The organism is Neorhizobium galegae (assembly GCF_021391675.1).
GTDB classification, from domain to species: Bacteria; Pseudomonadota; Alphaproteobacteria; order Rhizobiales; family Rhizobiaceae; genus Neorhizobium; species Neorhizobium galegae_B.
On the sequence record NZ_CP090096.1, the window covers coordinates 359016 to 380242 of the forward strand.

The 21227-nt window shown below is 61.5% G+C and carries 19 protein-coding genes; 9 read left to right on the plus strand and 10 right to left on the minus strand.

Features of this window, described 5'->3' with window-relative positions; genetic code table 11:
* Positions 1–11: 11 nt before the first annotated feature.
* Positions 12–1886 carry a methyl-accepting chemotaxis protein gene (locus LZK81_RS24455; RefSeq protein ID WP_046606568.1) on the minus strand — a complete coding sequence of 625 codons (1875 nt, stop codon included), beginning with the start codon at positions 1884–1886 and terminating at the stop codon, positions 12–14.
* 245 nt (positions 1887–2131) lie between these two features.
* Positions 2132–2614 (minus strand): Lrp/AsnC family transcriptional regulator, encoded by a 483-nt coding sequence (locus LZK81_RS24460; protein ID WP_233957629.1) that lies wholly within the window; start codon positions 2612–2614, stop codon positions 2132–2134.
* A 98-nt stretch (positions 2615–2712) separates the two neighbouring features.
* Here LZK81_RS24460 and LZK81_RS24465 point away from each other — a divergent pair, with 98 nt between their 5' ends.
* The 5 genes from LZK81_RS24465 to repC all read left to right on the plus strand — a co-directional run bounded on the left by LZK81_RS24465 (position 2713) and on the right by repC (position 10183).
* Positions 2713–4212 (plus strand): aminotransferase class V-fold PLP-dependent enzyme, encoded by a 1500-nt coding sequence (locus tag LZK81_RS24465; protein WP_233957630.1) that lies wholly within the window; start codon positions 2713–2715, stop codon positions 4210–4212.
* A complete protein-coding gene (locus LZK81_RS24470; RefSeq protein WP_233957631.1) occupies positions 4205–5083 on the plus strand; it encodes an MBL fold metallo-hydrolase in 879 nt (292 codons plus the stop codon). Before LZK81_RS24465 ends, LZK81_RS24470 begins: the two co-directional genes overlap by 8 nt.
* A gap of 1472 nt (positions 5084–6555) precedes the next feature.
* Positions 6556–7749, plus strand: a complete 1194-nt coding sequence (repA, locus tag LZK81_RS24475) for a plasmid partitioning protein RepA (protein WP_046606572.1) — start codon at positions 6556–6558, stop codon at positions 7747–7749.
* Between the two features lie 4 nt (positions 7750–7753).
* Positions 7754–8755: a plasmid partitioning protein RepB gene (repB, locus tag LZK81_RS24480; RefSeq protein ID WP_233957632.1), complete on the plus strand. Its 1002-nt coding sequence runs from the start codon at positions 7754–7756 to the stop codon at positions 8753–8755.
* Positions 8756–8908: 153 nt separating this feature from the next.
* Positions 8909–10183 carry a plasmid replication protein RepC gene (gene repC, locus LZK81_RS24485; RefSeq protein ID WP_233957633.1) on the plus strand — a complete coding sequence of 425 codons (1275 nt, stop codon included), beginning with the start codon at positions 8909–8911 and terminating at the stop codon, positions 10181–10183.
* Between the two features lie 192 nt (positions 10184–10375).
* Here the strand turns inward: repC and LZK81_RS24490 are convergent, their stop codons facing one another.
* Together LZK81_RS24490 and LZK81_RS24495 are read right to left on the minus strand one after the other, a co-directional pair.
* On the minus strand, positions 10376–11218 hold the full coding sequence (locus LZK81_RS24490) for a DMT family transporter (protein ID WP_105437202.1): 843 nt from the start codon (positions 11216–11218) through the stop codon (positions 10376–10378).
* 386 nt (positions 11219–11604) lie between these two features.
* Entirely contained in the window at positions 11605–13521 is a 1917-nt protein-coding gene (locus LZK81_RS24495) for a glycosyltransferase family 2 protein (protein ID WP_233957634.1), read from the minus strand.
* 68 nt (positions 13522–13589) lie between these two features.
* Between LZK81_RS24495 and LZK81_RS24500 the strand changes: the two genes are divergently transcribed.
* Entirely contained in the window at positions 13590–14465 is an 876-nt protein-coding gene (locus LZK81_RS24500; RefSeq protein WP_233957635.1) for a transporter substrate-binding domain-containing protein, read from the plus strand.
* A 33-nt stretch (positions 14466–14498) separates the two neighbouring features.
* Here LZK81_RS24500 and LZK81_RS24505 read toward each other — a convergent pair whose 3' ends face one another.
* From LZK81_RS24505 to LZK81_RS24515, 3 genes are all read right to left on the minus strand, one after another.
* The gene (locus LZK81_RS24505; protein WP_233957636.1) at positions 14499–15164 is read right to left on the minus strand and encodes a S24 family peptidase; all 666 of its coding nucleotides are present in this window, start codon (positions 15162–15164) and stop codon (positions 14499–14501) included.
* 221 nt (positions 15165–15385) lie between these two features.
* A complete protein-coding gene (locus LZK81_RS24510) occupies positions 15386–16033 on the minus strand; it encodes a response regulator (protein WP_046606579.1) in 648 nt (215 codons plus the stop codon).
* 87 nt (positions 16034–16120) lie between these two features.
* Positions 16121–16540 (minus strand): hypothetical protein, encoded by a 420-nt coding sequence (locus LZK81_RS24515; RefSeq protein ID WP_233957637.1) that lies wholly within the window; start codon positions 16538–16540, stop codon positions 16121–16123.
* An 82-nt stretch (positions 16541–16622) separates the two neighbouring features.
* Here LZK81_RS24515 and LZK81_RS24520 point away from each other — a divergent pair, with 82 nt between their 5' ends.
* Together LZK81_RS24520 and LZK81_RS24525 are read left to right on the plus strand one after the other, a co-directional pair.
* The gene (locus LZK81_RS24520; protein WP_233957638.1) at positions 16623–16973 is read left to right on the plus strand and encodes a DUF952 domain-containing protein; all 351 of its coding nucleotides are present in this window, start codon (positions 16623–16625) and stop codon (positions 16971–16973) included.
* Positions 16970–18061 carry a quinone-dependent dihydroorotate dehydrogenase gene (locus tag LZK81_RS24525; RefSeq protein ID WP_233957639.1) on the plus strand — a complete coding sequence of 364 codons (1092 nt, stop codon included), beginning with the start codon at positions 16970–16972 and terminating at the stop codon, positions 18059–18061. Before LZK81_RS24520 ends, LZK81_RS24525 begins: the two co-directional genes overlap by 4 nt.
* On the opposite strand, the gene LZK81_RS24530 is transcribed toward LZK81_RS24525, so the two are convergent.
* From LZK81_RS24530 to LZK81_RS24540, 3 genes are read right to left on the minus strand one after another with little or no spacing between them, the layout of a single operon-like run.
* Positions 18037–19395, minus strand: coding sequence for an MATE family efflux transporter (locus LZK81_RS24530; RefSeq protein ID WP_233957640.1), 1359 nt, complete (start codon positions 19393–19395; stop codon positions 18037–18039). The two genes, LZK81_RS24525 and LZK81_RS24530, sit on opposite strands and share 25 nt — an antisense overlap.
* Positions 19396–19398: 3 nt before the next feature.
* Positions 19399–19887, minus strand: coding sequence for a CAP domain-containing protein (locus tag LZK81_RS24535; protein WP_233957641.1), 489 nt, complete (start codon positions 19885–19887; stop codon positions 19399–19401).
* 1 nt (position 19888) lies between these two features.
* Positions 19889–20155 (minus strand): DUF6460 domain-containing protein, encoded by a 267-nt coding sequence (locus LZK81_RS24540; RefSeq protein WP_046600513.1) that lies wholly within the window; start codon positions 20153–20155, stop codon positions 19889–19891.
* Between the two features lie 128 nt (positions 20156–20283).
* On the opposite strand from LZK81_RS24540, the gene LZK81_RS24545 reads away from it, so the two are divergent.
* Positions 20284–21222 carry a class I SAM-dependent DNA methyltransferase gene (locus LZK81_RS24545; protein WP_233957642.1) on the plus strand — a complete coding sequence of 313 codons (939 nt, stop codon included), beginning with the start codon at positions 20284–20286 and terminating at the stop codon, positions 21220–21222.
* Positions 21223–21227 lie beyond the last annotated feature (5 nt).

Here is a 21227-nt window from a genome sequence, read left to right on the forward strand (position 1 = left end):
ACAGCCGCGCCTCATCTTTGACTCGCGCGGCGGGGAGCGATTGTCTCCACTAGCCGGCCGTTCTGCAGGGACCGCCCAATCCGCTGGATGTCGGCTGTATTGTCGCTCTCCAATTGGAACTGATTGACAAGATGCCGCAGGCGGCTCGCCTCGGAGGACAACGAAGCGACGGCGGCTGTCGACTGCTCGACCATCGCCGCGTTCTGCTGCGTCGCCTGGTCCATTTGATTGACGGCCGTATTGATTTCGGCAAGTCCCGTCGACTGCTCGCGCGCCGCGGTGGCAATGGCATCCATGACCTGATTGATCTGTACAACGTACTCACCGATCGACTTGAGCGCCACCCCGGTTTCGAGAACCAGTTTCACGCCATTATCCACTTCAGTCGATGATTTCTTGATGAGCCCTTTGATTTCCTTGGCCGCTTGAGCAGCTCGCTGGGCAAGCTCGCGGACTTCCTGTGCGACGACTGCGAAACCCTTGCCCGCCTCACCCGCACGGGCCGCCTCCACACCAGCGTTGAGCGCCAAAAGGTTCGTCTGGAAGGCGATTTCATCAATTACGCCGATGATGTTCGAAATCTGCTGCGAACTGTCCTCGATGCGCCGCATGGCTTTCTCGGCTTCCGATACGACCGTCGCTGACCGTTTGGCGCTGGCATTGGCTTCTAGGGCCACATTGCGTGCCTCGTCGGTACGTTTCGTCGACATCGCGACATTGGACGTAATTTCATCCAAGGCTGCAGCCGTCTCCTCGAGAGAGGCTGCCTGTTGTTCTGTGCGCCTGGAAAGGTCCTGAGCACCGGATGCAATCTCACCGGTCCCGCTGTCTATGCTCTGTACGGTCTGGAGTACCGCGCCGATTGTCGTGCCCAGTTGGCGGAGCGAAGCATTAAAGTCCTCGCGCAGCGCCTCGTATTCGGCCCCAAATTGCTCAGAAAGCTGAAATGAGATGTCGCCCGCCGCAAGCCGCCGCAGACCTCCGCCCAATGTCGTGGTCGCGAAGCGCAATTGTTCGGCCTCCCGTTCTGCGCGCTGCTGGGCGGCGGCGCGCGCCGTTTCCATCTCGATGCGGGATTCAGCCGCTTCATTCTCGAGCCTGACGACGTTGAGGGCATTGTGACGGAAAACTTCAACTGCACCAGCCATTTCACCAACTTCGTCGGCGCGCCCGGCGTAAGGAATATCGCTATCAAGGTCTCCGTTCGACAGTTGCTTCATCGCGGAGGTTATCCTTCGGATCGGATTCGCGACGCCTGAGATCGCAAACACGATGCCGGCGAGAACTATGAGCACCGCAAGCACGGCGATCGCCGCCGTCCCCAGGAAAGCGGACTTCGCGGAGGCACCGCTTGCCGCCACAAAGCCTTCAGCCTGGTTGAGGATGAACGCAACCAGATCGGTTACCCCCTTGCCCACCAATTCGGCTTGCGACTCCATGTCCTTCTTGAATAAATGAACCGCTTCCGATGTCTTTCCGCTGTTATGGAGTGCGACCATTTGCTCAGCCGAGGCGCGGTATTTGCTGAGCTCCGGCCTGATCCTATTGACCAGTTCCCTCCCGCGCTCAGTCCGGACGCCTTTTTCGTAGTCGGCAACAACCTTTTCGACAGCAGCGACAGCGGCGTCGATCTTTCGCTTCCCGATACTCTGCTCCTCCGCCGTATCGTCGAGGATGTAGCTGGCATAGACAAGTTTGAGATCGAGAAAATTGCCTTTTATCTCACGGGCCGTCAACAGCCGTTGTATCCAGAAGGTCCCGATCTGCTCCGCATTGGCGCTGAGTGTTGAGATCGTACTGAGGGAGACATAGGATAAACCAATCATGAACACACTGATGATCGACAGCTTCAGGACGAGGGCTTGCTTGATGCTTGGGCGATTCATGCTGCGGCTCTCCAAAGGCGCTTAGCGGCGACCGGCTCGATCGTCAGAGCAAAATGTCACATCATATCAATAATTTCTAATTAACTAAAATACATTACCTGTCTCGCGCTCCTTCGTGGCGGAAGACCGCGCCGCTGCATCCAACCCCCAACGGGCATTTGCTGAATCTGCGAATACAGCCTAATTCGCGTCAACGCAGGAGAGGCTTGAGCTGACCGATGGGGGATATGCCGCAGGCCTCGCGTTCACCTTAGGCGGCCTAGGTCCACAGCCCGATTGCGAATGATGGCCTCCATGGCGAAAAATCCGGTCACGGTCGCCAGGTCGAAATTGGTGATGAGCTTTTGATAGAAGGCGTCGTAGCCCGAAATTCCGCGGGTGACGACCTTGATCAGATAATCCCAGTCTCCGCCTATTCGATAGAAATCGATGACTTCCGGCAGCCGGTCGACATGCTTGCGGAAATCCTCGGACCATTCCTTGGAATGGTGACGGGTCCGGATCATCACGATGACCGTCAGATCAAAGCCCAGCATCTCGAGATCGACCTCGGCGCGTGAAGCGCCCACCACGCCGCTTGACTGGAGCCGCTGGAGCCGACGCCAGCAGGCATTTTGCGAAAGCCCCACCTGTTCGGCCAGATCACGTTGCGAGAGTGCGGCGTTGCGCTGAAGGCAGGTCAGGATTTTTAGATCGATATGATCAAAATTTATAGATTTATCGATCATGTGACCCGCATTTCCGCTTGCTGCCTGAAAAATAGGTGAAGTTTTCAGACCGTGATCGAGATTAGAATCGCTGTCAATTGCTGTCTGGAGAACTGACGATGCGTGAACAGGCCGATCTTAATCCATCAAAGGAACTCGTCACCGTTCTTGGCAAATTCAAAAGCAGCCTCGAAGTCGCCGATCCGATCGCAACGTTGAAAGACGGATTGATCGGTTCGAGGGCGAAAGTCGATGGGCCGTTCGGCTTGAAGGATCTCGTTTATGCCGACTATGTCGCCTCGGGACGGGCGCTCAGGCAGGTCGAGCAGTTTGTTCTCGATGAGGTCCTGCCCTATTACGCCAACAGCCATACGGAGGCCTCCTATTGCGGGGGAATGATGACCCGCCTGCGGCGTGAAGCGCGGTCGGTCATCAAGGAATGCTGCGGAGCAGATAGCCGTCATGCCGCAATTTTTGCGGGATCCGGCGCGACTGCTGGCCTCAATCGGCTCGTCAACCTGCTGGGCATTACCGATGCGATCGCTTCCGGCCGGCGGGTTTGCGTGATCGTCGGACCCTACGAGCATCACTCGAACATCCTGCCCTGGCGCGAGAGCGGCGCAGAGATTGTCGAAATCCCTGAAGGCAGCCGCGGCGGCCCGGATCTTGTCCTTCTGGACGAGGCTCTTCAGGGCACCGGCGCCGAGCTGACAATCTGCTCGTTTTCGGCCGCATCGAACATAACCGGCATCTCGACCGACGTCGCCGCCGTCACCAGGCTTGCAAAGCAGGCCGGTGCGAAAATCGTCTGGGATTACGCCGGCGCCGGACCCTACATGCCGATCTCGATGACGCCGGAGCAAGGCGCCGAGATCGACGCGATCGTGGTTTCGCCGCACAAGTTCCTCGGCGGCCCGGGCGCCTCCGGCGTGCTGATCGTGCGACATGACGCCGTCGTCACCAACAAGCCGTCCTGGCCGGGCGGCGGCACCGTCAAATTCGTATCGCCCACCTGCCATGATTACAGCGACAGCCTGGAAGCCCGTGAAGAAGCCGGAACGCCCAATGTCGTCGGCGACATTCGTGCGGCACTTGTCTTCCTCGTCAAACATGCGATCGGATTGGAGGAAATCCGGCGGCTGAACGACGTCTTCACGCAAAGGGCGCTCGCCGCCTGGCAAGACGTGCCGCAGATCGAGCTTCTGGGCTCCCCCTCGATGGCGCACCTGCCGATATTCTCGTTTCGCATCAGGGACGGCAAGGGTAGCTATGTTCATCAGCAATTGGTCACCCGCATGCTGAGCGACCGGTTCGGCATTCAGGCCCGCGGGGGCTGCGCCTGCGCAGGCCCGTATGTGCACCGGCTGCTGTCGATCGATCCCGAAACGTCGGAGCGGATCAGGCAGGCGATCCTGAACGGCAACGAGATCGAGAAACCGGGCTTTACACGGCTCAATCTGAGCGTTCTGCTTTCGGACGAGACCGTCCAGTTCATCCTTCAATCTGTCGCACAGCTGGCGCGGGATGCGGCTTCCTATACCGAGTTCTATACATTCGATCCCGCACGGGCGATCTTTTCTCCGCGTGCACCGGATCTTCGGGAGGCCAGTTATGCATAGACCTGACGTCGCTGCATTCTTCGATCCGCGTACCTGTTCGATCCAGTACGTGGTGAGCGACCCGCAAACCAAGGCCTGCGCCATCATCGATCCGGTTCTCGACTTCGATGAGAAATCGGGCTCGACGGCGACCCATAACGCTGATGCCCTGCTGGACCATATCCGCCAGCACGACCTGCGCCTGCAGTGGATCCTCGACACTCATCCGCATGCCGACCACTTCTCCGCCGCCGCCTACCTGAAAAGCGTGACCGGCGCGCCGATGGCGATCGGTGCTCACGTGATCGATGTCCAGAAAATCTGGGCGCAGATCTACAATTGGCCGGACCTGCCTGTCGATGGCAGCCAATGGGACCGCTTGTTCGCCGATGGAGAAACGTTCTCCCTCGGCAATATCGAGGTCGGCGTCATGTATTCGCCCGGCCATACGCTGGCGTCGATCACCTATGTCGCCGGCGACGCCGCATTCGTGCATGACACGCTGTTCATGCCGGACGGCGGCACGGCCCGTGCGGATTTCCCCGGCGGCAGCGCAAGTGCTCTGTGGTCCAGCATCCAGGCCATCCTGGCGCTGCCCGGGGATACGCGGGTTTTCGTCGGACACGACTATCAGCCGGGCGGCCGGCAGCCGCAGTGGGAAAGCACCGTGGAGCGTCAGAGAATGGAGAACATCCATCTCAAGCAGTCTCCCGACAAGGACGAATTCGTCGCCATTCGCGAAAAGCGAGATCGCACCCTGCCGATGCCGAAACTGATCCTGCACGCGCTGCAGATCAACATCAATGGCGGTCGGCTTCCGGAACCGGAAGCCAACGGCATGCGATACCTGAAGCTCCCCGTCGGTGCGTTTCAAGGCTGCGCCTGGTCTTGAGCACGAGCCCATCCGTCTGACTGTCGGCGGCGCGGTCACCAGCAAGTTCACGTCTCGAGGCAAAGTCACGCGTGCGGTTTTACGCATGATTGACAGATAAAACCGCACGGACTGTCGACTGCAAAATGAGGATTTTAGGGAGATTTCACCCCTTCGAGGAAGCAGCATCACAAGGCCGTCGATGAATCTGCCTTTGCTCTTACCCCAGAGAGACTATGCCGACGAAATTCCGATTCGTCGACATGCCTTTATGACCTATCGCATACACCAACAGGTCATAACAATCTGCGAAAGAGCGAGGCCTTATCCGTCCCGAAGCAGATTGCAACGACCCCTCCCCTGCCCCCGGCCGCTGAAATTGAACCCAGGAGATTCTGCGGAGAACAGTGATGCACATGCGTCGATTGCCGCGCCAAAGATTATCACCGTTGAACCGAAGCCGAGCAAACCGGCTGATTCCGCTCTCTGATGAATAGGCCGCTCTAAAGCCCGGAATATCGCGGCAACGCGCGATCGGCTGTCTCCTGCCGGCCGGCCGCCAAGGAACCGTCACTGCATCGCCCGCGCTTTATGAAACTCCCATACCCCGCGAGGCAGGTCTCCTCCACAGCAACCCCAGTATTCACGCCGAGCGACAGCCTCTTCGCGGTAGCTTTCATTCGAGCGGTTCGGCCACGAGAGCGACGACGACGCCCCTCCCCCGGCTGCGGTTGAGAACCCATAATTCCGATCACATCCCGCCGCTCGCCCCAACCGTCGGGGCAGCTTTGCGGCGCGCACCCCTTTCGAAGCCAACGCTGTCCCGCCAACGGCCCGAGCGGTCGGCGGCCAGGTCCTTGGCCCGCTGGTCGCTGCTGTCGGACATTCGCGGCCTGGGCGGCGGACGACGCCTCACCCCCAGATCGTCAACCGAGCCTTCAGATCGCCAAACAAGCACTCCGCGCCATGGGCGGGAAGCGGATATCGAGCAAGACAGGCACGGACACTCCAATCCGCCCCGGGATGACCGCAACCGGAACCCCGCTCACGCTCGTTGACCGGAGGGCCGTGCCGCCTCGTTTTCCCAGCATTCATGATCGTAGCCGAAGAGGTTGGCCGACGTTTCCGCGCTTCGTGAAGCGGCGCAATTCGCACAAGTCGCAAGCTCCAGATCTTCGAAGACTTCGCAGTAGTCCGCGGACCACCGCTGACGAAAGAAGAGGCCAGCGACCGGCTTCCGCGAGCAAACTACTCTGCGAGGTGCCATACGAGTAGTCCGCGGACTACCCCGCATGACCGAGATTCGCCTGGCGCCAAATCGAACGGAAACGGAGGGCAGAAAGACGCGTCAGCGGCCGCAGCTGGGCGTAAAACAGCGGGAAAATGGCGGTTTGGTTAAGCGTTTGTAAATCGGTAACGAATCGGGGCATAATATAACTGCGCAGTTAAAGCGCTTTCTGTGAAAATTGCGCAGTTAAACGGGAAATCAACAAATGCAGCCGAGTCTCGTTATCCAGGACGATCAAGAGCATCTTCCTTCACTTCTGGCAACAGACGCCCAGGAGCTGTCCTATCAGCTCCAGCAGCACCAGGCTAAAATCTTTCCGCCACTTTCCCAAAAGACGATGCGGTTCTTTTCCCCTGCCGAAGCCGCAAGCTTCATAGGCATCGGCGAAGGTTATCTGAGGCAGGTCGCGGCCGAAGGCCACGGCCCGGATCCGCTCGCCAATGGGCGGCGCCTTTATGGTGCGGAAGATATGGACCGCATTCGCCGGGTCCTCGACGAACGCAACGGAACTCCGAAATATGTTCCGGCTCGCAAGGGCGCCGACAAGCTTCAGATCGTGTCGGTCATGAACTTCAAGGGCGGTTCGGGCAAGACGACCACCGCCGCCCACTTGGCGCAATATCTGGCCTTGAGAGGCTACCGCGTTCTGGCAGTCGATCTCGACCCGCAGGCTTCCCTTTCGGCCCTGTTCGGCCATCAGCCCGAGCTGGACGTGGGAGAGGCAGAGACGCTCTACGGCGCAATCCGGTACGAAGATCCGCGGCCGATCGCCGATATCGTGCGCGCGACCTATACCCCCAATCTTCATCTGATCCCCGGCAATCTCGAGCTCATGGAATTCGAGCACGAGACCCCGAAGGCAATGGCATCCGGAACCGCTGAGACGATGTTCTTCGCGCGGATAGGCGAGGCGTTGACAGAAATCGAAAGCCTCTACGATGTCGTGGTCGTCGATTGCCCGCCGCAGCTCGGGTTCCTGACTATGTCCGCACTCTGCGCGGCCACCTCCGTCTTGATCACCGTCCATCCGCAAATGCTCGACGTTATGTCGATGTCCCAGTTCCTGACCATGACGAGCGAGCTCATGTCCGTGGTCGAAAGGGCAGGGGGCCGGACGAGTTACGATTGGATGCGGTACCTCGTCACCAGATTTGAACCCAATGACGGCCCGCAAAGCCAGATGACAGGCTTCATGCGCGCGATCTTCGGCAACCGCATGCTTCAGAATGCGATGCTGAAGTCGACTGCCATCGCCGATGCCGGCGTGACGAAGCAAACGCTCTATGAAGTGGAAAGGTCGCTATTCGTACGCGGCACCTACGATCGGGCCTGGGAGTCGCTCAATCTCGTGAATTCGGAGATCGAAGCCCATATCCGATCCACGTGGGGAAGGAAGTAATTAGATGGCACGAAAGAACCTCATCGAGATATCCTCTTCCACCTCGGCCCGCCCCGAACCGGTCGCGCCAAGGGACAATCGCCCTATCGCCGGCTTTGTGCCACAGGCCCGCAATCCGGCACCTGTTGGCGGGATCACCAAGACACTCGGCAATATCACCGAAAAGGTCGAACGGGCGAACGATCTTGAACGGCAGCTGGCCCAAGGCCAGATCGTCGTCGAGATCGATCCTGGCCTTATCGACGCGTCCTTCGTCGAAGACCGACTGGAGATCGACGCCGTCCAGCTGAGCCAACTGGTGGAGCAGATCCGCGAGCATGGTCAGCAGGTGCCCATCCTGGTGAGGCCGCACCCGCAGACGAAAAGCCGCTATCAGGTCGCCTACGGGCATCGGCGGCTGGCTGCGGTCAAGAAACTTGGCATCCGCGTACGGGCAGTTGTCCGCGAACTCACCGACGATCAGCTGGTGGTCAGCCAGGGGCAGGAAAACAGCGCCCGAACCAACCTGTCCTATATCGAGCGGGCGCTTTTCGCTTTGCGGCTCGAGCAACGGAGTTTTACCCGCGATATAATCATGGCGGCGCTGGGCGTGGATAAGGCCGCGCTCTCCAAGATGCTGATCGTGACGCGGCAGGTGCCGATCGCCTTGATTACAGCCATCGGCGCGGCACCGGAGATCGGCCGCAGACGCTGGCTGGAATTGGGAGAGCGCCTTGAGAGTGTGGATCCTGATCTGGTTCTGGCGGAGTTGTCCGCGGACAACTCCCGGCCGCTATCAAGCGACGAGCGGTTTCATCAAGCGCTGGCGCTGGCTTCCAGAAGGCCAGCCGTAACCAAGGCTCCTGCCGTCAACGCGAAAATTTCCGGGGTTCCGGTCCAGTTCAAGAAGAACGCATCGAGCGCAACTTTTGTTTTCGATAACAAGGCTGCGCCTGGGTTCGATCAATTCGTGCAGGAGAGGCTCCAGGGTCTCTTTGCAGAATTCCAGCAGAATAAAGGAGCGTAAACCGCAAAAGAAAAAGGCCCCCAAGCGACATGGTCGTGGAAGCCCTTCTCAGATCTTAGCAAATCCAGAATCGCATTTCCTCGAATCACTGTCAAGAGTTTAGACGCCGTTTGGGCGTGCGGATTTCTTTTGCCTTAGCGAAAGTGAAGGCAGATGGAGAGTAGGTATGTGACGACGCCCTTTGGGCGGCGGGCGATGTCGCTTGGCATGTTGGTAAATCAGCAACTCGCCGAGACGATAGAACCCGGAATTACCCGTAACAAATGGAAGCTGTTCAGAGCCGTCTGCGAGGCACGGCCGTCGCTGGGGGTGACCGATCGTGCCCTGACAGTGCTTGACGCGCTCTTGACCTTCTATCCGGATGACGAAATTTCCGAGGCGAGGGGTCTCGTCGTGTTCCCTTCGAACGCCCAGCTCTCTCTCCGCGCCCGTGGCATGACGGCTGCGACCCTCAGACGACATCTTGCCGTTCTCATCGATGCCGGCCTGATCCTGCGCAAAGATAGCCCGAACGGGAAACGTTACGCTCGTCGCAGTAGGGCTGGAGAGATCAATGAGGCGTTCGGCTTCAGCCTCGCCCCGCTTCTGGCGCGTGCTGCCGAGATCGAGAGCCTAGCCGCTCAGGTGGTTGCCGATCGGGAACTGTTGCGGATTACCCGGGACCGGCTCACCGTCTGCCGGCGTGATGTCGCCAAGCTGATTGCCGCAGCCTTCGACGAAGGCGTTCCCGGGGATTGGGGGACGATCCTCGACATCTTCCGAACGCTTGTGGGGCGGATTCCGCGTGTCGCCACCGTCAAAACCATCGCTCCCATTCTGGAGGAGATGGACATGTTGCGCTCGGAAATTATCAACGTGTTGGAAATTCGAGTAAAAACGCAAAAAATCGACGCCAGAGAGTCTCAGATTGAGCGCCACAAACAGAATTCTAATCTTAAATACCATTCTGAATCTGAACCACGCCACGAGACCACGCATGCCGTACCCCCGCCGGACAACCTCCAACCGCAGAGTGAACCCGCCGGAGGTAAACAGAGCAGTCAAAGAGCGCCCCACAACGACGGCGTAGCCTCGAAATCACTGCAATCCTTCCCGCTCGGGCTCGTGCTCCAGGCCTGCCCGCAGATCGGAGACTATGGGCCGGGTGGGAGGATCGACAACTGGCGCGACCTGATGGCGGCGGCCGCCGTTGTCCGCACCATGCTTAGGGTCAGCCCTACCGCGTATGAGGAAGCGTGTATGGCGATGGGGAGGGAAAATGCCGCGACCGTCATGGCCTGCATTCTCGAGAGGGGAGGGCACATCAACTCGGCCGGCGGTTATCTGCGCGATCTCACCCGCCGTACCGAAAGAGGCGAGTTCGCCGTCGGTCCGATGCTAATGGCCCTTGCGCGGGCAGGGGTTCCCGGCAGTCGGCTCGCGGGCTGAGCGTGAGGCAGCGCCTGGGACCGCTGAGATGCAGGATCGGCGTGCTTTTTTAAGTCGACGGGGTGTGCGGTTATCCGCAAGATAATCGCATAAATCCGCTCACATTAATTACGGCGATGATCTGGTATCAGCCAGCGATTCCGCCAAGGAGAACGACAAGGATGCGGTATCGAACCACTTTCCCGACGACCATCAGGATGGGGTGGCCTGTATCCGGTTGGCGTTAGGACGGCGCAGATTGAAAAGATTACCAGCGAGGATCAGTCCCGCACCGATCGCCGTAAAGCTGTCGATAGCCTCGGCATACAGGAGGTAACCAAGGAGGGCGGACAACGGCACGCGCAGATAGTCCATCGGCATCACTACCGTTGCGTCGGCATGGAACAATGCCTTCGCCATGCAATAATGGGCGAAGGTACCTGTAAACGCGATCAGGAAGATCCATGGCCATGTGGCTGCAGATGGCCAGACCCAAACGTTAAGTGCCGGTACTATTCCGATGACCGATTGAATGACGAGCATCCAGAAGATGATCTTCGTTGCGCTGTCGGAACGTGTCAGGGCCTTTGTGGTGATGAAGGATATGGCGAATACAAAGGCTGCTCCGAGCACGATGAGGTGACCCGGGTTGAGCGCCGCCGCACCGGGGCGCACGATCAGCGCCACGCCGACCAGACCGAACAGGATCGCCACGCTTTTACGCCATGTCAGCCGTTCCCCGAGAAACGCCGCGGCCATCAGAGCTGCCCAGATGGGGGCGGTGAACTCGATGGCGATGACCTGCGCCAGCGGGATCAGTGTAAGGCCCATCAGCCAGGCGAACTGGCCGACATAGTGGGCAACGTTGCGGCCTATGTGGCTCGGCAGAATGCCCGTTCGCATCGCCTTGATGCCGCCTTCGCGATGGACAAGCGGCAGCAGCATGAAGAAGGCGATGACGGAGCGCATCTCCATCACCTGAAAGACGTCGATCTCGCGGGTTACGGCACGACCCGAGACGGCCATGAGCAGGAGCAATGCGATGGATGTCATCATCCACGCCGCCGCCCTGATATTTGACTGCTTATTTTCCACGTATGTCTTTCTTCCCGCCGCGTAGCACGAGGGTCACAACTGGGCTCAGCCATGCACCGGGGCGGCTTCTCCTGGCCGGGGTAGATACGACGGAAGGTCTGTCGTTGTGAATAGTCCACTTCGAAGCATCCGCGCCTCCCTGCGAACGCTGGACCAATGGCTTAGCTGTCTCTCCGCGGCTCTCGTCGCCGGAGAGACAGAACTTGATGATAAGGACGCCAGGCGCGGGTATGCCGCCGTGATAACGGTAGTAGGTGTGCTTTGTCTCCTCCATTCTCAGAGCCTTCCACCTGACGCCCGGGGAGCATAAATGTTCCGGCATGCCAAGCCTGACTGAGGGATCAGCTTCATTTGCCGGTCGGCTGATGCGGCGTCTTGTTCCAGAAGAAGGGTTTTGACCGCAGCTCGATCACCGCCCGCCAGGCGGCGACCGAGGTCATCATCCAGTAGAGCGGCACGCCGATCCAGCGCCAGCCGACCAGCCGCCGTTCGTGCTCGGTCATCGGACCCCGTCCCAGCCCGAGGAAGATCAGGTAGCTGCCGAGGATGTTGATGGTGTCGATGATGAAAAGGGAGAGCACCGCGGCCGGGATCTCGTCCACCGGCGCCTCCAGCATGTAATAGGCGCCAACTCCCATGAAGACGATGATCAGCGGATGCAGGAGCGAAGAGACCAGCATGCCTCCGATCATCAGCTGAAAGATGCAGAAGCCTCGAAAACCCATCTCGCCGACCAGCCGGCGCGGGTCGCGCATCAGCACCAGCCAGGTCTGCAGCCAGCCCTTGAACCAGCGGCTGCGCTGGCCGAGCCATACGCGCATCGTGGTCGGCGCGTCTTCGACCGTCTGGCGGGTAATGACATCCGCGCGATAGCCGAGGCGATAGAGGCGAAAACCGAGATCTGCGTCCTCGGTGACGTTGAACGGATCCCAGCCTCCGGCGGCGCGCAGGGCGTCTGCGCGGAAATGATTGGATGTGCCGCCGAGCGGCAGCGGCATCTGTCTGCGCGCCAGCATTGGCAGCAGCCCGCGGAAGAGACCGCAATATTCGAGCGAGAACAATGCGCTGATCCAGGATTCGCGGGCATTGTTGATGATCAGCGGCGCCTGAAGACAGGCGATCGCCACCGGCGACGTCCGGAAGCGGGCGTAGGCCTCGCGCAATTGCTGCGGATGTGGCTTGTCCTCCGCATCGTAGATCGCCAGGAATTCGCCGCGCGCAGCCCCCAGCGCATAGGTGAGCGCCTTGGGTTTGGTGCGCGGCGTTGCAGGCGGCACCTCGACGATGTCGAAATGCGAGGCCGGCTTCAGCGCCTTCAGCGCCGCGATCGTTTCCTGGTCGTCCGCCTCGCAGATGAGCTTGATGTCGAGCAGGGAGGGTGGCCAGTCGAGCCGCCCGAGGCTGGCCATCAGCTGCTCCGCCACCGCAGCTTCCCGGTAGAGCGCGACCATCACCGTATAACAGGGAAGCGCATCCTCTCGAGGCGGCAGGGCCGCCGGGATCGGGCCCCCGAACTGCTGCCGGGTGAAGGCGGCGAACCGCAGACTGAGGGACGCGAAATAGATCAGCGACAGAAGAATATGCAGCAGAAGCAGGGTCTCGATCGGCATGGCGATCAGCGCAGCGGCGAGGGCGGCCACTCCGAGCCCGGCGTAAAAACCCTGGGCGCCTGAGAGCACCACGCGGGCCGAGAACTCGGGAAAACGATCGAACAGCCCGTTGATCGTCTCGCGCACGCGCCGCGTCGCACCTGATCTCCAGACGGCCTGGCGGATCGCAGATGGAGCGGTGATGGCAAGGTCCTGTCCGAGCAGCGGCATCGCAAGCAGGGCCGCCTTGAGGTCGGCAAGCCTTCTCGCTTCGGGCACGACCGCCACCTGCGGCGCCTTGTGGCGATGGTTGATCCTGACCTGGTTCGGGCGTTGCAACTGGGTATCGAGCCCCGGTATGTCGGCGACCGAGCCCGGATCGATCGCCGCGATGAAGGGCAGGCGAAGGTAACGCGCCATGGCGCCGTAATAGGCCGCCTCGTCGACCTGGCCGCCGTGAAGCAGTTCGCTTTCGATGCTGGTGCCGTTGCGCCGCGCCCTGTCGGTCAGCGTCGAAAGCAGTGGCTTGGAGAAGCCGAGCGCCGACAGGGCGAGGAATTCCGGATCGCCGGCAGCGCTGCCGTTGTCGGCTGACGGGTTTCCGGACGACGCCGAATTGTTCCGCGCATCATCTTGCACCGGCAGCGCTGCTGGCGGATATTCCCTCAAGCGCATGTCTCTGCTACACCGCCCGCAAGCGAGCGCCCCAACCTGTCCCGATCTGGATCATAGAGATGCATCCCATGATTGCATCCCCGAAAATCAAGGGGTTCTTCAGTCTTCTGCGGCTTTGCCTTCTAACCGGAGGAATTGTTGCCGCCGCGGTCCCGGCTCGGGCTGCCGAAGGCAGCAGTCCGCTGCCCCTGATGTTCGATGCCAAGGAGCGGCTCGCCCGCCCCGATCTTTCCACCGTGATCCGGATCCGCATCCTGACGAGCGTCGATTTCCCGCCGTTCAATTTCGCCGACCAGACAGGCAGGCTTGCCGGCTTCAATGTCGATCTTGCCCGCGAAATCTGCGCCGAGCTGAAGATCGAGGCGAAGTGCCAGATTCAGGCGCTGCCTTTCGACGAGCTGGAAAAGGCCCTGGAGGGTGGCGCCGGCGAAGCGGTCATGGCCGGCATGGCCGTGACGCCGGAGCGGCGCCAGCGGTTTGCCTTCTCGCGGCCTTATCTCGGCGTGCCGGCGCGTTTCGCCCGCAACCTGAAGGCCAGGATCGACGGCGATACGGCGGCAGCGCTTTCCGGCAAATCCGTCGGCGTCGTCAGGGGTACCGCCCATGAGCTGATGCTGAAGGCGTTTTTTCCGAAGATCGCCGCCGTACCGTTCGACAATTACGAGGCGGTGCTGGAGGCCCTGAAGACGGGCAGGGTGGATGCCGCCTTTTCCGATGGCCTGAGACTGCCCTTCTGGGTGGCGGGCGAAGGTTCGGCGAAATGCTGCGCTCTCTTCGACGGCCCCTATCTCTCGGAGAAATTCCTCGGCGAAGGCCTCTCGATCATGCTCCGCAAGAACGACCCGCTCCTGACCGCCGCCTTCGACCAGGCGCTCAGCGTTCTGTCGCGCAACGGCCGGCTGCAGGATATCTACCTGCGCTATTTCCCGAACGGGCTTTATTGATGGCTGGGTAGGAGCAGTTTCCTACTCATTCACTCATTGGCTCGCCCAGATGATGCGGGCTATCCATTCCACGTCGGAAAGGTCGAAGGTGCGGTTCGGATGTTCGGGATTGAGGGAGAGCAGCTCCACAGTCCGGGCGCTCTGGCGGGCGAGCACTTTTGCCATCACCTCGCCCTCCTTGGTCTTGAGGACCACGCGGTCGCCGCGGCGCACCTGCGCGCCGGGCTCGACGATCAGCACGTCGCCGTCGCGATAAAGCGGCATCATCGACTCGCCCTGGACTTCCAGCGCATAGACGCCGGCCTTGCGGGACGGATCGACCGGAAATTCCACCACATCCCAGCCCTGACCCGCTGGAAACCCGCCATCGTCGAAAAAGCCGCCGGCGCCGGCCTGGGCAAACCCGAGCAGCGGGATGGCACCGTTCTGCGGCGGGAAATTGCCTTCCGGGATCGAGGAGCGGCCGGGAACGGCGGGCAGGTAGCTCATGAACTGGTCGATCGTGGCGCCCGTCGCCTCGAGCACCTTGGCGATCGATTCCGTCGACGGCCAGCGCAGCCGTCCGTCCGGTCCGAGCCGTTTCGACTTGTTGAACGAGGTGGGATCGAGGCCGGCGCGTCGCGCCAGCCCGGAAGGCGTCAACTGGTGGCGTTGGGCGAGCGTATCGATTGCGCTCCAGATCGTATCATGTGACAGCATCGTCGTCCGTACCCGTGACCGGTGCGCGAGACAAAGCCGGGCAATCCAGCGCTCTGCGAACCTCTCGATCAGAACCCTACCGATCAGACTTTTGTCGACCGGACTCTTGAACGCCTCGTTCCAGCGGGCTGCCGGCTCGCGCGCACCCCGAATTTTAACGGAACCTCAGCCTCGCGTAAAGGGATGAGAGGAATAAAATCCTGTTTCAGCCATGGCCCGTGTCAGGCCACCAACGCCATGTTGATCTTGCCGAGCTTGATCACCGCCTGGGTGCGGCTGTCGACATTGAGCTTGAGGAGGATTGCCGAGACATGCGCCTTGATGGTCGCCTCGGAGACGCCGAGTTCATAGGCGATCTGCTTGTTGAGCAGTCCTTCGCCGAGCATGGAGAGCACCCGGTTCTGCTGCGGCGTCAGCGTCTTCAGCCGTTCGATGATCTCGGTAAGGCCCGAATCTTCTTCCGGTCCGGCGAGGTAGTCTTTCGGCGCCCAGATGTCGCCTTCCAGCACCGTCTGGATGCCGGCGCGGATATCGTCGAGCCCGGAGGATTTCGAGATGAAGCCGGAAGCACCGAGTTCCAGCGCGCGGCGGATGGTGGTGCAATCGTCGCTGGCCGAGACGATGACGATCGGCAGGCCGGAAAATTCGGCGCGGAGCGACATCAGTCCGGAAAAGCCGCTGACCCCCGGCATGGCGAGGTCGAGCAGCATCAGGTCGGCATCGGGATTGTTTTCGGCCGCGCGCCGCGCGGCCTCGAAATCGCCGGCCTCGATGATCACGAGTTCTTCGGCAATGCCCCGCACCGAATGGCTGAGCGCGCCGCGAAACAGCGGGTGGTCGTCTGCGATGATGATCGTGAGTGTCTGCATTTCCACGCCCCCTCCCAAGAGCATAGTCGTGCCAATGAATCTTAGAAAGTTGTAAACCTCTCGCAGACCCGAAACAAGTGCGGGAAATCACGTACGATTGGGTTGTGGTTTATCGGGCTCCTTTTCGTCCGCGAACTCACCGACGATCGCCATGAAGCGCCGCATGAACTTCTCCATGATCGATAGCGAGCGGTCGACTTCCGCATCGCTCGGCAGCGCTTTCGGCAAGGCATCCGGCGGAATGTTGCTGAGCCGCTCCTCAAGCGCGGTGACGCGTTTTGCCAGCCGATCGAGCTCCTGTTCGTAGGCCGCCCTTTCGTCGGGCTGCATGCGGCAGGCGAGCGTGCCGTTCTCGTCGCGGCAGAGCGTCATCGCGCCGGTTTCGGTATCGAGCCGGACGATGCCGGTCTCGGTGCGCTGAAGCTGGAAACGGTTGGTCTGCGGCGGCTGCGCCGAGGCGGCGAGCGGCAAGAGCAGTGCGCAAGTCATCAATGCGAGCGTTTTCATGTTGTGGTCCTCCTGCTGTAACGGTGGACAAGCGCCGGGCTTTGCGGCAAACGGTCGGAGATTAGCAGACCTCCGAGAGTTGATGATGACGGATATAGTGTACAAGATCGTGCCGGAAACGCTTTGGCGGCAGGCAAAGCAGAAAGGCGTCTTCGCAGGCGCCGAAATCGACCTGAAGGACGGCTATATCCATTTTTCGACGGGCCCACAGGCCAAGGAGACCGCCAGGCTGCATTTCGCCGGCATCTCGGGCCTGATGCTGGTTGCAGTCGATGCGACCCTCCTCGGCGAGGCGCTGAAATACGAAACCTCGCGCGGCGGCGATCTCTTCCCGCATCTTTACGGCACCCTTCCGGTGTCCTCGGTCCTGTGGGAAATGCCGCTGCTGATCGGCGTCGATGGCCTGCATGCCTTTCCGGAGAAGATGCCATGATCGGCCCATTCGCCGGACTTGCCTCGCGCAGCCTCTTCGTTTTCGATCCGGAAATCGCCCATGGCCTGTCAATCGCCGCGCTGAAGACCGGTCTCGTGCCCGCCTGCCGCCTGTCCGCCGATCCGCGGCTTGCCCAGACGGTCGCCGGCATTCGGTTTCCGAACCCGATCGGGCTGGCCGCCGGTTATGACAAGAACGCCGAGGTGCCGGACGCGATGCTGAAGCTCGGCTTCGGTTTTACCGAGATAGGCACCGTGACGCCGAAGGCTCAGACCGGTAACGACAAGCCGCGCATCTTCCGCCTGGTGGAGGACCGTGGCGTCATCAATCGGCTCGGCTTCAACAACGAGGGCCATGAGGCGGCTTTCACGCGCCTGACCGCGCGGCGCAGCGCTCCGGGCATCGTCGGCGTCAATATCGGCGCCAACAAGGATGCGGCCGACCGGATCGCCGACTATGTCGCGGGCATCCGAAAATTCTATGCGCTCGCCACCTATTTCACCGTCAACATCTCCTCGCCCAATACGCCGGGCCTACGGGACCTGCAGGCGCGCGACAGCCTGAAGGCGCTGCTTGACGCCGTGCTGGCCACCCGAGCGGAAGAGGCGCTGCGCCATGGCCGGACCGTTCCGGTCTTCCTGAAGATCGCACCCGATCTGACGGAGGAGGGCTTGGACGATATCGCGGCCGAGGCGACCGCCCATCCGCTCGACGGGCTGATCGTCTCCAACACGACGCTCGCCCGAGATGGATTGAAGGACCAGGCCCAGGCGAAGGAAGCGGGCGGTCTTTCCGGGGCGCCGCTCTTCAACCGCTCGACCGCCGTTCTTGCCAAGGTGCGCAAGCGCGTCGGCCCGGACCTCGCCGTCATCGGCGTCGGCGGTGTTTCGAGCGCGGCCGATGCGCTCGAGAAGATCCGCGCCGGTGCCGACCTCGTGCAGCTCTATTCCTGCATGGTCTATGAAGGGCCCGGCCTGCCAGCGACGATCGTCAAGGGGCTCTCGGGCCTTCTCGACCGGGATAAGGTCTCCTCGATCCGCGAGCTGCGGGATACCCGCCTCGATCAATGGGCCGGGATAAAACTCTGACGCGCCTTGCGCGGCACCATCGCCGCCAGGAAGAAGCCGCGCATCAACAGGAACAGGTTGAGCGACAGCCAGAGCCCGTGGTTGCCCATCATCGGCACGAGCGCGGCGAGGCTGACGCAATAGCCCGCAAATGAGACGAGCATCATGTTGCGCATCTCGCGCGACCAGGTGGCGCCGATGAATATGCCGTCCATCTGGAAGGCGAGCGCGCCGGACAAGCCCGTCACGGCCGCCCAGCCGAGATAGACATAAGCCTCCTGCCGCACGTCTTCCGACGTGGTCAGAAGCTCGATGATCGGCTGGCCGAAGACCACGAAGAACAGCCCGACTACGCCGGCCATCACGAAGGACCAGAGGCCGGTCAGCTTCAGCGCCCGATCGAAGGACGGTCGGTACTTCGCGCCCACCGCCCGGCCGGCAAGCTGTTCGGCGGCGCCCGCGAGCCCGTCGAGGAAGAAGGCCGACAGCATGAAGATGTTCATCAGCACCGCATTCGCTGCCAGCGTCACCGCCCCGAAGCTCGACCCGACGCGGGTCAGCACCGCAAAGGCGCCGTTCAATATCAGCGAGCGGATCAGGATGTCGGCATTGAGCTGGAAAAGCTGGCGCAGCTTGGCGGCGTCGAGAAGGTCTGCCCGCGTCGGCCTGTCGGCGGCGGAGAACTGCCGGCTGACGATGACGAGGCCGATCACCACGGCGGTCACTTCTGCCGCCGCGGTCGCCCAGGCGACGCCCGCCACCCCCCAGCCGAACACCAGGCCGAACAGGATGGCGAGCACGATATTGGTGCCGTTGAGGATGATCTGCAGCGTGAGCCCGAGCATGCCCTGGCCGCGCCCGAGCACGAAACCGAGAATGGCGAAATTGGCGAAGGTTGCCGGGCTGGTCAGCACGCGGATGCCGAAATAGTGCCGCGTCACGTCGGCCACGGCCGGATCGCTGGTCATCAGGTCCGGCGCGTATCGAAGGATCAGTGGCGAGAACGCCAGCATGATCACCCCAAGGCCGAGCGCGCTCAGAAAAGCCCGCCAGAACACCGCCTGCTGCTCGCGTCGGTCGCCGCGCCCGAAAGCCTGCGCCACCAGCCCGGTGGTCGAGGTGCGGAAAAAGCTGAGGCTGCCATAGATGAGGTCGAAGAGGATGGCGCCGATCGCCAGGCCCGCCAGGGCTTCCGCCTGACCGAGTTGCCCGACCACCGCGGTATCGGTGAGGCCGAGCAGCGGCGTCGTCAGGAAGCCGAGCGTCATCGGGATGGCGATGCCGAGCACCAGCCGGTGCGTCACGTCGAACGGCCTGGCAGCTCCGGTCTCGTGGTTACGCCCCGCGCTCTCCATGGGTCAGCCGGAAAGGACCATGGCCCAATAGGGCCGGGCGCCAACGGAGGTCCGCGCCATGGCAACTCCGAGGCCGCGGTAGGAGCCAAGCATGTTTTCGAGGTGTTTGGGCGAATCGATCCAGGCCTGCACCGCGGCTGCGACCGTATCCTGGCCGCTGGCGATGTTTTCGGCTGCCGGCAGCACCACGTCACTGCTCTTCATCCGGGCGCCAAAACTGTCGCCGAAACCGATCAGGTGCTTCATTTCGTTGGCTTTCGCCATGCGAACCGCCTGGCGGGCCGCTGCCTTGCGCGCCGGCATGTCGAGCGTCAGCGCCGACAGGCCGCGGCTTTGACGCAGCTTGTTGACCATCGGAAGGGCGGCCTGGGTCTCGTCCTCGGCGCCGGCAGTCGGCGTCAGGACGGCTGTGGTGGAGCAGCCGGCAAGCACCAGCGCCATGCCGGAAAAGACGAGAAGGTCCCGCCGCGAAGGTTTGATCAGTGAAGTCATGTCAGCGGCGGTAGCTCATCAGGCGCAGGATGACGAAGATCGGAATGACGATGATCGCGCCGAGCACGAGATAATTGCCGACCCGGCCGAGCGCCCGGAAGCCGTTATACCAGAGGTCCAGGAACCAGTAGCGGATCGTGTCGACGATATTGTCCGGCGTGAAGCCGAAGAATGCCAGCACGAAACCCACCACCAGGCAGACCACGATCAGCTTGACGATCGTGCGGCCTAGCGTATCGCCCAGGAACTTGTTGACCCCGTCCGCCATCCTTGTCGTTCTCCGAATTGCAAATGAGAGATAATCGGCAGCCGTTGCCACCGCAAGCGTTTCCCCTCAGATAGAACTTGAGTTTTTTTGTGGCTTCGGCAAAGAACCTCCACCTTCGAGGATCATCCATGCCACCCAGCCCGTTTTCCAGCCAATTCTCCTCGGGCGATGCCACCGCCGATCGCCGCGCCGATTACGCCCGCATGCTGGCGGAGGGCGGAGATTTCGCGGCCGCGGCGGAGCTGATCGAACAGGCGCTCGAACTGACGCCCGACTGGGCCGCCGGCTGGTTCCGGCTCGGCGAATATCGCGACAAGGCCGGTCTTAGCACGGCCGCGGACGCCTACCGCCAGACCTTGGCCCTGCGGCCGGACGATGTGTTTGGCGCCCGCCTGAAACTCGCGCTGATCGGCGCCGAGCAGACGCCCGACCGGCCGCCGAGCCGTTATGTCGAAGGCCTGTTCGACGACTATGCAGACCGGTTCGATATGGCGCTCGTCGAAAAGCTCGGCTATTCCGTGCCCGGCAAGCTGGCGGCGCTGGTCATGCCGCACGGACCTTTCCGCAGTACCGTCGATCTCGGCTGCGGCACCGGCCTGTTCGGTGCCGAAATCCGTGGCAGGACCGAGCGTCTCGAAGGTTTCGATCTTTCGCTCAACATGCTGGCGAAGGCACAGGCCAAGGGCCTTTACGACCATCTCGGCCAGTCCGACCTCAGTCTCGCATCGGACGACTCCGGCCTGTTCGGCGACCTCTCGTCCCACCGCGCCGATCTGGTCTCGGCGGCCGACGTGCTGATGTATCTGGGCTCGCTCGAAACCGTCTTTCCGCTGGTGCTTGAGCTGCTGTCGCCGGCCGGTCTCTTGGCGTTCTCGGTCGAGGATGCGGGCGAGGGGGAGGGTTTCGTGCTGCGGGATTCCCTGCGTTACGCCCATTCCGAGGCTTTTATCCGCGCGCTGCTTTCCCGCTTCGGCCTGGAGATCATCGGTGTTGAAAACACCGTCATTCGCATGGATGCCGGAAAACCCGTCCACGGCATTCTGTTTCTGTCGCGAAAGCGCGGCTGAACCCG

What these genes read in the sequence shown, in the direction of transcription:
- LZK81_RS24455 (WP_046606568.1), bottom strand. Translation starts at nt 1,886, where the DNA reads ATGAATCGCCCAAGCATCAAGCAAGCCCTCGTCCTGAAGCTGTCGATC.
- LZK81_RS24460 (WP_233957629.1), bottom strand. Translation starts at nt 2,614, where the DNA reads ATGATCGATAAATCTATAAATTTTGATCATATCGATCTAAAAATCCTG.
- LZK81_RS24465 (WP_233957630.1), top strand. Translation starts at nt 2,713, where the DNA reads ATGCGTGAACAGGCCGATCTTAATCCATCAAAGGAACTCGTCACCGTT.
- LZK81_RS24470 (WP_233957631.1), top strand. Translation starts at nt 4,205, where the DNA reads ATGCATAGACCTGACGTCGCTGCATTCTTCGATCCGCGTACCTGTTCG.
- repA (WP_046606572.1), top strand. Translation starts at nt 6,556, where the DNA reads ATGCAGCCGAGTCTCGTTATCCAGGACGATCAAGAGCATCTTCCTTCA.
- repB (WP_233957632.1), top strand. Translation starts at nt 7,754, where the DNA reads ATGGCACGAAAGAACCTCATCGAGATATCCTCTTCCACCTCGGCCCGC.
- repC (WP_233957633.1), top strand. Translation starts at nt 8,909, where the DNA reads ATGGAGAGTAGGTATGTGACGACGCCCTTTGGGCGGCGGGCGATGTCG.
- LZK81_RS24490 (WP_105437202.1), bottom strand. Translation starts at nt 11,218, where the DNA reads ATGATGACATCCATCGCATTGCTCCTGCTCATGGCCGTCTCGGGTCGT.
- LZK81_RS24495 (WP_233957634.1), bottom strand. Translation starts at nt 13,521, where the DNA reads ATGCGCTTGAGGGAATATCCGCCAGCAGCGCTGCCGGTGCAAGATGAT.
- LZK81_RS24500 (WP_233957635.1), top strand. Translation starts at nt 13,590, where the DNA reads ATGATTGCATCCCCGAAAATCAAGGGGTTCTTCAGTCTTCTGCGGCTT.
- LZK81_RS24505 (WP_233957636.1), bottom strand. Translation starts at nt 15,164, where the DNA reads ATGCTGTCACATGATACGATCTGGAGCGCAATCGATACGCTCGCCCAA.
- LZK81_RS24510 (WP_046606579.1), bottom strand. Translation starts at nt 16,033, where the DNA reads ATGCAGACACTCACGATCATCATCGCAGACGACCACCCGCTGTTTCGC.
- LZK81_RS24515 (WP_233957637.1), bottom strand. Translation starts at nt 16,540, where the DNA reads ATGAAAACGCTCGCATTGATGACTTGCGCACTGCTCTTGCCGCTCGCC.
- LZK81_RS24520 (WP_233957638.1), top strand. Translation starts at nt 16,623, where the DNA reads ATGATGACGGATATAGTGTACAAGATCGTGCCGGAAACGCTTTGGCGG.
- LZK81_RS24525 (WP_233957639.1), top strand. Translation starts at nt 16,970, where the DNA reads ATGATCGGCCCATTCGCCGGACTTGCCTCGCGCAGCCTCTTCGTTTTC.
- LZK81_RS24530 (WP_233957640.1), bottom strand. Translation starts at nt 19,395, where the DNA reads ATGGAGAGCGCGGGGCGTAACCACGAGACCGGAGCTGCCAGGCCGTTC.
- LZK81_RS24535 (WP_233957641.1), bottom strand. Translation starts at nt 19,887, where the DNA reads ATGACTTCACTGATCAAACCTTCGCGGCGGGACCTTCTCGTCTTTTCC.
- LZK81_RS24540 (WP_046600513.1), bottom strand. Translation starts at nt 20,155, where the DNA reads ATGGCGGACGGGGTCAACAAGTTCCTGGGCGATACGCTAGGCCGCACG.
- LZK81_RS24545 (WP_233957642.1), top strand. Translation starts at nt 20,284, where the DNA reads ATGCCACCCAGCCCGTTTTCCAGCCAATTCTCCTCGGGCGATGCCACC.